This window comes from Streptomyces sp. NPDC059456 (assembly GCF_042750055.1).
Lineage (GTDB): Bacteria > Actinomycetota > Actinomycetes > Streptomycetales > Streptomycetaceae > Streptomyces.
This window is the reverse complement of sequence record NZ_JBHYVA010000894.1, coordinates 1-2,877: the sequence shown is the minus strand read 5'-3', so window position 1 is coordinate 2,877 and position 2,877 is coordinate 1. Positions and strand designations below refer to the sequence as shown.

2 protein-coding genes are annotated in these 2,877 nt (G+C 73.9%); one reads left to right on the top strand and one right to left on the bottom strand.

Annotated features, from left to right (window positions below; all coding sequences use genetic code 11):
- Window positions 1–123: 123 nt before the first annotated feature.
- Window positions 124–1,962 carry an AMP-dependent synthetase/ligase gene (locus ACFXA3_RS40185; protein ID WP_385196007.1) on the bottom strand — a complete coding sequence of 613 codons (1,839 nt, stop codon included), beginning with the start codon at window positions 1,960–1,962 and terminating at the stop codon, window positions 124–126.
- An 85-nt stretch (window positions 1,963–2,047) separates the two neighbouring features.
- Between ACFXA3_RS40185 and ACFXA3_RS40180 the strand changes: the two genes are divergently transcribed.
- A partial coding sequence (locus ACFXA3_RS40180) for a MerR family transcriptional regulator (protein ID WP_385196004.1) occupies window positions 2,048–2,877 on the top strand: 830 nt, incomplete at its 3' end.

Here is a 2,877-nt window from a genome sequence, read left to right as displayed (position 1 = left end):
GGGGGCCCCGTCGGGCGCGGCCCGGGGGGGGCTACGTCCTCGCGCTTACGCCCGGGGGCGACCGGCATTCCCCCGGGCCCGGCCGGGGGGGCGCGGCCGGGGCCCCGGGAGGGGGCTTTCGGGTTACGGGGCCGCGGGGGCGGGCGGGTCCTCGTAGAGGGCTTCGATCAGGGCGCCGTACTTTTCCCGGACCACCCGGCGGCGGAGCTTCAGCGAGGGTGTGAGTTCCCCGGATTCGGGACCCCATTCCTCGGTCAGCAGCCGGTACCGCTTGATCTGCTCGGTGCGGTTGAGCCGGGCGTTCGCCGCCTCGACGGCGCGGGCGACCTCCTCGCGGACGGCCGGGTGCGCCGCGAGCGCGGCCGGCGAGCCCGCCTCGATCCCGCGGGCCGCCGCCCACGCCGGGGCCAGCTCCGCGTCCAGCACCAGCAGGGCGACGAGGTAGGAGCGGCCGTCGCCGTGCACCAGGGCCTGGCCGATCAGCGGGTGTTCCTTGACGGTGTTCTCCACCAGGGCCGGCGAGACGTTCTTGCCGTTCGAGGTGATGATGAGTTCCTTCTTGCGGTCGGTCAGCCAGAGGAACCCGTCCTCGTCGAGCCGGCCGATGTCCCCGGTGGCGAACCAGCCCTCGGCGTCGTGGGCACCGTCCAGGGACCCGTCGGCCCGCAGGTAGCCGGCGAAGACGGTCGCGCCGCGCGTGAGGATCTCCCCGTCCTCGGCGAGCCGCAGCTCCAGGCCCTCGATCGGGCGGCCGACCGAGCCCAGCCGGAAGTCGTCCGGGCTGTTGACCGTGCACACGCCCGAGGTCTCGGTGAGCCCCCAGGCGTCCATGATCGTGATCCCCCAGCCGGCCCAGAACCGGACCACGTCGATCGGCATCGGCGCGGTCGCGCTGGCCGTCCACACCAGCCTGTCGAGTCCGGCCAGGCCCAGCAGCGGGTCCAGCACCTGCTCCTTGGCCCGGGCGTACGAGGCCTCCAGCGCGGCCGGGATCCGCTCGCCGCGCTCCCGGTGCCCGGCGCGGGCCCGGGCCAGGTCGTTCGCGGCCTCGATGGACTCCCGCTGTGCGGCGGGCAGCTGGGCGAGCACGGCCCGTACGGACGCGGCGAGCTTCTCCCAGACCCGGGGCACGCCGAAGAACTGCACCGGGTGCAGCTCCCGGACGGCGGGTGCCACGGCCGTCGGGTCCGCGACCAGCCGGACGTGCGCCGCCCGCAGCAGCGGCAGGTAGATGCCCAGGATCCGCTCGGCGATGTGCGCGAACGGCAGGTAGCAGATGTGCTCGGCGTGCTCGGGCAGCTCCGTGCGCCGGTCGAGGCGGACGGCCTGGAGCACGATGTTGCGGTGGGTCAGCCGCACGCCCTTGGGGTCTCCGGTGGTGCCGGAGGTGTAGACGACGGTCAGCGGGTCCTCGGGGCGTGCCTCCTGCCAGGCCTTCTCGAAGGCGTCGGGGCGGTGCGTGCGGGCGCCGCTCGCGTACAGCGAGCCGTACGTGCGGTGCGTGCCCGCGTCGGCGGCCTCGGCCACGACCAGCCGCTCCAGCGGCACCTGCGCGTCGGCGAGCAGCGGTTCCCACCGGGCCAGCTCGCGGGCCCCTTCGAGGACGGCGACCCGGGCCCGGCTGTGGCGGGCGATGTGGGCGATCTGCTCGGGCGCGGAGGTCCCGTACACGGTGACGGGGACGGCGCCGAGATGAACGAGCGCGAGGTCGCTCAGCCAGTGCTCGGGGCGGTTGCCCATCATGATCAGGACGTGTTCGCCGCGCTCCACGCCGAGCGCGGCGTATCCGGAGGCGAGGACGGCGACCTTGCGGCGGACCTCGCTCCAGGTGAGGGTCGACCAGCCGGCGCCCTCGCGCCACGAGAGGGCGGGGAGATCGCCGTGCTCGGCGGCGTTGCGCGCCAGCAGGGTGGGCAGGGTGAGCTCTTCGGGTCGTCCGGGCAGTCGCAGTTTCATGGTCATGGGCAGCTCCTGGCCGTTTCACATCGTTGGTGCGACAGCAATACTGTTGAACCCAAGCTGTGGAGCAGAGAGCGAGGCGCGGACGATGGCCGACCAGGCACCAGAGCCGATGCTCACCGTCGACGAGCTGGCGGCCAGGGCTGGCGTCACCGTGCGCACCGTACGGTTCTACAGCACGCGCGGCCTTTTGCCCCCTCCCGTGATCGGCCCCCGTCGGGTGGGCCACTACGGGCCGGAGCACCTGTCGCGGCTGGCGCTGATCGAGGAGTTGCAGCACCAGGGCATGACGCTGTCGGCCATCGAGCGCTACCTCGACACCCTGCCCGACGATCTGAGCGCGCACGATCTGGCCATCCACCGTGCCCTGGTGTCCAGTTGGGCGCCGGATTCGGCGCGGGAGGTGTCCCGGGCCGAGCTGGAGAAGCGGGCGGGGCGGGTCCTGTCGGACACGGACGTGCAGCGGCTGACGGCGATGAACGTGCTGGGCGCCGCCGGTGAGGGCTTCCGGGTGGACGTGGGGCTGCTGCGGCTGGGGGTCGCGCTCCTCGACGTGCCGATCGCGCAGGAGACGATCCTCGCCGCGCGCACGGTGCTGATGGAGCACACCAGATCCGCGGCCCACGAGCTGACGGCGCTCTTCCGGGACGAGGTGTGGGGTCCGTTCACCGAGGGGGAGAGCGATCCGGAGCGGGTGGAGTCGATGAAGGCGCTGTCCGCGCACATGCAGCCGATGGTGGTGCAGGCACTGGTCACCGCCTTCCAGCGGTCCCTCAGGGAAGAACTGCGGGCGGCGTTCACCTCGGATGTTCCTGTCAGCAGGGCGGCCGCCGCGGTCCCCCCCCCCCCCGCGGGCCCGGGGCGCCCCCCCCCCCCCCGGGGCGGAGGGCGGGAGGCACGCCCCCCCCCCCCGGCGAG

Bases quoted from the DNA above. Each gene is read 5' to 3' on its own strand.
- ACFXA3_RS40185 (WP_385196007.1), bottom strand. From the start codon at position 1,962: ATGACCATGAAACTGCGACTGCCCGGACGACCCGAAGAGCTCACCCTG.